Raw genomic sequence first — 6,000 nt, 5'->3', positions numbered from 1 at the left:
GTCCACCTGCGGCAACAGGGGCTCTATCAGCTCCCACGCCGCGTCCGTCACCTCGCCTCGACCTGCCACAAGATCAATTATCAGACAAGCCTTAGGGCCCGGCTACGCGGCGGTCTGGCGGGCGGTCAGCTGCCCGGCGGGCGCGTCCGGCGTCGCGGCCAGGTGGTGGCGGCGCTTGGGCAGGCCGAAGGTCGGGTGCGCGACGGCCCACAGTGAGATCGCTAGGACGCCCGCCTTGACCCGTGCGGCCGTGCGGCCGCCCAGGTACGAGGGCTTCGCCAGCGCCTCGTCGTCGACCAGCTGGAGGATGCCGTCCCGCGCGCCGAGGCTGATGTGGTTGCCGATGTAGGTCAGCTTAGTGCGCGGGATCGGACGGCCGGTCAGGCGGCCCACGATCGCGTCCGCGGCCTGCCGGGCGGTGAAGCCGGCGGTGGCGCAGGACATCGGCAGCGGCAGGCCGTTGTCGCCGATGGCGAAGGCGGCGTCGCCGGCGGTGTAGACGTTCGGGTGCGAGACCGACCGCATGGTGCGGTCGACGGCGATCCGGCCGTCCCCGGTGACCTCCAGTCCGCTCGCGGCGGCGATCGGGTCGGCCGCGAACCCGGCCGTCCACACCGTCGCGTCGGAGGCCAGGACGCCGCCGTCGGCGCACAGCACCCGGGTCGCCTCGACGGCCTCGACGGCGGTGTGCTCCAGGACGGTGACGCCCAGCCGCTCGCAGGCCCGGCGCAGGTGGCCGCGGGCCCCGGGGGAGAGCGGGGCGCCCAGCTCGCCGCGGGCGACCAGCGTCACCGAGAGGCCGGGCCGGGACTCGGCGAGGTCGGTGGCGGTCTCGATGCCGGTCAGCCCGTCGCCGACGACCAGCACCTGTCCGCCGCCCTGCCGGACCAGGCCGTCCAGGCGCTCGCGCAGGCGCAGCGCCGAGGGCCGGCCGGCCACCTCGAAGGCGTGCTCGGCCACGCCGGGCACGCCGTGGTCGGCGACCCGGCTGCCGAGCGTGTGGACCAGGGTGTCGTAGTCGAGCTCGCCGCCGCCGTTCGCGTCGGCCAGTGCGACGGTCTGCCCCTCGGGGTCGACGGCGGTGACCCGGGCCAGGCGCAGCCGGATGCCGGTGCCCGCGAAGACGTCGGCGAGCCTGCGGGCCTCGACCCGGTGGCCGGCGGCGAGCTGGTGCAGGCGCATCCGTTCGACGAAGTCCGGCTCGGCGTTGACCACGGTGATCTCGGTGTCCGCGGGGGACAGCCGGCGGGCCAGGGTCCCGGCCACGTTCGCCCCGGCGTAGCCGGCGCCGAGGACGACGATGCGGTGCTTCATGGGTCGCTCCTGTCGGTTCGCGTGCTCTTCGCTCGCACGCCGTTCGCTTGCTCTCGGTGGTTGAGCGGGGCAGCCGACCGATTGCTGACAGGAACGTGCTGTGACGTGGGTCACATGTGGGTGGGGGTGGTCGGGGTCAGGACGCCCGGTGGTGAGTGGGGGTGGGGGTGCGGCGGCCGCGGGTGTGGCGCAGGAGGGCGCCCGCGGTGGCGCAGGCGGCGCCGATGAGGAGGAGGACGGCGTCGAAGAAGAGGGTGAGGGTGAGGTCGAAGCGGCCGGCGGCGGCCGCGCCGGCGAACTCCGGGTCGACCAGGTTGTCCGGGTCCTCGGTGACCAAGACCCGCTCGCCGACCGTGTCGGCCGCGCCGCAGTCGACGGGGCGCGAGCGGTCCGGGGCGTCGGTGAAACGGACGGTGCAGGAGTAGGTGGTCGTCTTGCCGTGGCTGACCCGGATGCCGGTGACCTCGCCGGGGTGGGTGACGCCGCGCACGCTCAGGTCGGTGGCCCGAGCGGTGTTCAGGGCCAGCAGCGGGACGGCGATCAGCGGGCCGAGCAGCAGCGTCATCGCCACCCGGCGCAGCAGGCGGGACGGGCACAGGCTCCACACCGCCCACATCAGCCCGACCAGGCCGGCGAGCACCAGCGCCAGCGCGGGCGCGAGCATCCACAGGCCGAAGGCGCCGATCGCCCCGCCGAGCGGCAGCAGGACGGCCGCGCCGGGGATCCACAGTGCGGCGAGGATCGGGCGGCGCGGCCACGGGAGGTCGTCGGTGCGCCGCCGGGCGGGCGGGGTGCTCGGGTCCATGGCGGGAGATCCTGCCAGGTCACCCGGTGTGCGGGGAGGGCGGGGGCCGGAAGCCGCGGCTCAGCGGGCGGCGATCGGGGGCAGGCGCTCCAGGAGGAAAGTCGGGGCCCGGGCATCCAAGCGTGATCGACAGGACGCGCTGAGTGGCCGCACGGCGGAGGTCACTTCGGGGCGGCTGACACAGGGGTCGGGACGATCCACAGCTCGGACGGTCCGTTGACGATGACGGACTCGAGTCGCGACGGTGTCGGGCGGGACGGGTCCAGCACGGCGTCAGGGCAGGCGCCGAACAGGCCCTTCAAGGCCAGTTCGGCCTCCAGCCGGGCCAGGGGTGCGCCGAGGCAGAAGTGCGCGCCGTGGCCGAAAGCCAGGTGGTCCTTGCCGGGGCGTGTGGGATCGAAGTCGTCGGGTCGGTCCGGATGGACCTCCGGATCGCGTCCGGCTGCGCCGAAGCCCAGCAGGATCGGCTCACCGCGTCGGATGACGACGCCGTCGCCGAGGTCGATGTCCGCCAGCGGGTAGCGCAGGGGTACGTGCATGGCGGGGCTTTCGTGGCGCAGCGTCTCTTCGATGACGCTGTCCCAACTCAGTTCGCCGGCCAGGACGGTGACCAGGTAGTGCGGACGGGTGAGGAGGGCCTGGACGGCGTTGGTGATGAGGTTGACGGAGGTCTCGTAGCCGGCGCTGATCATCAGGTAGAGGAGGTCCCGGCGTTCCTGATCCGTGCGGTCGGCTCCGCCGTCGTTCGCGCCGGCGGCCACGTCGCTGGCCAGGTCCGCTCCTGGGTGCTGCCGCTTGAGGTCCAGCAACTCGGTGAGGGAATCATCGATGGTGGTCTTCGCGGCCGTCATCTGTTCAGGGGTGGCCGTGGTCATCAGAAGGGTGTCCATGGGCGCGGTGAGCCGGGACCGCATGTCGGTGGGCACACCGAAGAGGTCGCAGATGACCGTCGTGGTCAGCGGCCGGGACAGGGCCTGGCGGACGTCCACCGCCGCACCGGGGCCCAGCGCCCTCATCGCGGCCACGAGTTCGGTCGTAGTCGCCTCGATCCCGGGCCGCAGTGCTGCCACCCGGCGGGGCGAGAACGAGGGCGCCATCTGCCGCCGTCCGGACCGGTGCTGGTCGCCGTAGAGGTTGAAGAAGGTGTGTATCAGGGCGATCGCCCCCAGCGGCCAGCCTTCGGGAACCGCCGCCACGTCGGGCCAGTGCCGGTGCGGGTCACGGGAGACGTTCGGGTTGGTGGCGAGCGCACGGATCACCGAACTGCGGGTCACCGACCAGGCGATGATCCCGTCGGGAAGTTCAACCTGCACGGCCGGTCCGGCGGAACGCAGCTCCGCGTTCTGCTGATGTGGGGCCCGGGCGCTCATGTCCAGCACGGGGCAGCGGTGGATCTCGTCAGGAGTCATGGCATTTCTCCTCGGAGTCTTTCGTGCTGTGTCCCCGGTGCCCGCGGCGACGGCATCGGGGCGCGGCAGGCTGCCTGAGGGCCTTCCCTCCGTTGTAACGGGCTGTGGATGGGCCGTCAACGGATCGTTTCGGCCGATGGAAGGCAGGGCCGGCCCGCAGGCGGGGGTCCGGAGACGGGCCCGCGCGACTTTGGCTCCGGGCCGGTCGGGAAGGCATGATCGGGGCATGGTCGAACGAGTCATTGCAGCGTGTGACGGAGCAGCCAAGGGCAACCCGGGCCCGGCGGCCTGGGCCTACGTGGTCGCGGACGGTGCCGGGGCGCCCCAGCGCTGGCGGTCCGGCGCGCTCGGGCGCAGCACCAACAACGTCGGCGAACTGACGGCGCTGCGCGAGCTGCTGGCCGACACGGACCCGGCGGTGCCGCTGGAGGTCCGGCTGGACAGCACCTACACCCGCGACTCGGTCACCAAGTGGCTCAAGGGCTGGAAGCGCAACGGCTGGAAGACGGCGGCCGGCAAGCCGGTCGCCAACCAGGAGCTGATCCAGGGGATCGACGCGCTGCTGGAGGGCCGGGACGTCACCTTCGTGTACGTGCCCGCCCACCAGGTCGACGGCGACCCGCTGAACGCCATCGCCGACAAGGCCGCCAGCGACGCCGCCCGCACCCAGCAGTCCGCGGGCGGCACCGCCGCCGACCTGCCGGTGCCCGACCCGGCCCCGGCCGCCGGCGCCCGCCGGGCCACCCGCCCGGCCGCCAAGGCCGCCTCGGCCGGGAAGCCCGCCTCCCCCGGCTCGTCGTCCCGGGGCGGTGGCCGGACGCTCGCCGCCCGCTTCCCGGGCACCTGCCCGTGCTCCCGCCCGTACGGCAAGGGCGACAAGATCACCAAGGTGGGCGCCAGCTGGGGCCACCCGGAGTGCGCCGCGGCCCACGCCTGAGCCCGCCGACGCCCAAGCCCGCTGACGCCCCAGCCCGCTGACGCCCGCCGCCGCCGGGACTGCTGAGGCCGCCGGGGCCGCCGGGGCTGAAACGGCCTCCGGCCGGCCGCGCGGAGGGCGCGGCCGGCCGGAGGGTGGGACCGGAGGGGATCAGGAGGGCTTCGAGGCCAAGTCCTTGATGTCCTCGAAGGTCAGGCCGAGCTTGTTGTACATCTGCGCCTGCTCCGCCGGGACGCCGGCCGCGGCCAGCTCCTTGAGCTGGGCGTCGGTCAGCGGCGCGGCCGGGGTGCCGGTCGGGTCCTCGCCGCCGGCGACGTTCGGGCCCTTGGCGCCCGCCATCACCAGCGACATCACGGTGTTCTGCAGTTCCTCGACGCTCAGCTTGGAGGCGTCGGCCGGGGCCTCGACGGCCGGGGCGGACTGGTCGTAGGCGAGCTTCACTGGGAAGGTGACGCCCTGGCCGGCCTTCTCCGTCAGCTGGGCGACGTCGAAGGTCGCGGAGGAGAACGCGCCGTCCTTGAGGTAGACGTCGACGCCGACCTTGCCCTCGGGCACGCCCTTGGACGGGGCCGAGGTCGGGAACTTGCCGAACTCCTTCGGGAACTTGTCCGACAGCGGCTTGACGGCCTTGAACACCTCGTCGACGACCTGGCGGGCCGGCGCGCTGACCCACAGGTGGTCGGTGCCGTCCTTCTTGCCCTTGTCCTCGATGGTGACGGTCCGTCGGAAGACGTCCTTCAGCGAGTTGTACAGGTCCTTGGCGGCCTGCGGGTCGGCGCTCGGCTTGGCGGCCGGGGCCCCGGCGGTGCCCTTGGCGGCGTCCGACTTCTTGGCCGCGTCGGCGAACTCCTGCAGGTCGAAGGAGACCCACTTGCCGGCCAGGACGTTGCGCACCGCGGTCAGGTCGGCGGGCAGGTCCTTGGTGGCCTTGTCGATCTCGGCCGGGTCCTCACCGAACGTCTTGGCCAGGCCCTTGAGGTCCAGGTGCAGGTACGCCTTGGCGTCGACCTCGCGGAACTCCAGCAGCTGGGTGCCGTTGCGGTCGGACAGCGTGTAGGCGATGCGCAGCGACTTGTCGGGCGTGTAGTCCTTGGCCGGTGCGGAGCTATGGGCCTGCTTGAAGGCCTCGGCGTCCTTGAGCGGCTTGTCGGAGGAGACCGAGACCGCGATCTTCAGGCCGGACATCCCCTCGGCGGCCTTGCGCTCCATGGTGCCGTCGCCGGTGGCCTTGTCGAAGGCCATGATCTGGTCCGCCGTGGCGTCGACGGAGAAGGTGACGGCGGCGTTCTTGCTGTCGCCGACCTTGTTGAAGGCCTTGGCGGCCTTTTCCTGGGCGCTCAGTTCCTTGGCGGTGCCGCAGGCGGTCAGACCGGCGGCGAGCATGGCGGCGATGGCGACGACGGGTACGGCGCCGCGGGCGGACTTGCGAATGGCGGTGTTGATGGTGACTCCTGTGTGGCTGGGACCGGTCGAGAGACCGGTCCGTTCCCTCCCCTGTCGTGCAGGCGCACGGCACCTACACATGTGATCACACT

The 6,000-nt window shown here is 72.8% G+C and carries 5 protein-coding genes; 1 reads left to right on the top strand and 4 read right to left on the bottom strand.

The window, feature by feature from the left end; all coding sequences use genetic code 11:
- Nucleotides 1-102: 102 nt before the first annotated feature.
- The 3 genes from ACPC54_RS21330 to ACPC54_RS21320 all read right to left on the bottom strand — a co-directional run bounded on the left by ACPC54_RS21330 (nucleotide 103) and on the right by ACPC54_RS21320 (nucleotide 3,528).
- Complete coding sequence (locus ACPC54_RS21330) at nucleotides 103-1,314, bottom strand: NAD(P)/FAD-dependent oxidoreductase (RefSeq protein WP_498966781.1); 1,212 nt, start codon at nucleotides 1,312-1,314, stop codon at nucleotides 103-105.
- A gap of 136 nt (nucleotides 1,315-1,450) precedes the next feature.
- Nucleotides 1,451-2,119 carry a hypothetical protein gene (locus ACPC54_RS21325; RefSeq protein ID WP_498966779.1) on the bottom strand — a complete coding sequence of 223 codons (669 nt, stop codon included), beginning with the start codon at nucleotides 2,117-2,119 and terminating at the stop codon, nucleotides 1,451-1,453.
- A 161-nt stretch (nucleotides 2,120-2,280) separates the two neighbouring features.
- A complete protein-coding gene (locus ACPC54_RS21320; RefSeq protein WP_498966777.1) occupies nucleotides 2,281-3,528 on the bottom strand; it encodes a cytochrome P450 family protein in 1,248 nt (415 codons plus the stop codon).
- A gap of 226 nt (nucleotides 3,529-3,754) precedes the next feature.
- Here ACPC54_RS21320 and ACPC54_RS21315 point away from each other — a divergent pair, with 226 nt between their 5' ends.
- The gene (locus ACPC54_RS21315) at nucleotides 3,755-4,465 is read left to right on the top strand and encodes a ribonuclease H family protein (RefSeq protein WP_498966776.1); all 711 of its coding nucleotides are present in this window, start codon (nucleotides 3,755-3,757) and stop codon (nucleotides 4,463-4,465) included.
- Between the two features lie 150 nt (nucleotides 4,466-4,615).
- Here the strand turns inward: ACPC54_RS21315 and ACPC54_RS21310 are convergent, their stop codons facing one another.
- A complete protein-coding gene (locus ACPC54_RS21310) occupies nucleotides 4,616-5,848 on the bottom strand; it encodes a hypothetical protein (RefSeq protein WP_498966774.1) in 1,233 nt (410 codons plus the stop codon).
- Nucleotides 5,849-6,000 lie beyond the last annotated feature (152 nt).

It is taken from the genome of Kitasatospora sp. NPDC094028 (assembly GCF_049543595.1).
GTDB lineage: Bacteria > Actinomycetota > Actinomycetes > Streptomycetales > Streptomycetaceae > Kitasatospora.
Note: the sequence above shows the minus strand (reverse complement) of the source record. Positions and strands in the feature narration are given on the sequence as shown.

Coding starts and splice junctions, on each gene's coding strand:
- ACPC54_RS21330 (WP_498966781.1), bottom strand. CDS start 1,314: ATGAAGCACCGCATCGTCGTCCTCGGCGCCGGCTACGCCGGGGCGAAC.
- ACPC54_RS21325 (WP_498966779.1), bottom strand. CDS start 2,119: ATGGACCCGAGCACCCCGCCCGCCCGGCGGCGCACCGACGACCTCCCG.
- ACPC54_RS21320 (WP_498966777.1), bottom strand. CDS start 3,528: ATGACTCCTGACGAGATCCACCGCTGCCCCGTGCTGGACATGAGCGCC.
- ACPC54_RS21315 (WP_498966776.1), top strand. CDS start 3,755: ATGGTCGAACGAGTCATTGCAGCGTGTGACGGAGCAGCCAAGGGCAAC.
- ACPC54_RS21310 (WP_498966774.1), bottom strand. CDS start 5,848: ATGCTCGCCGCCGGTCTGACCGCCTGCGGCACCGCCAAGGAACTGAGC.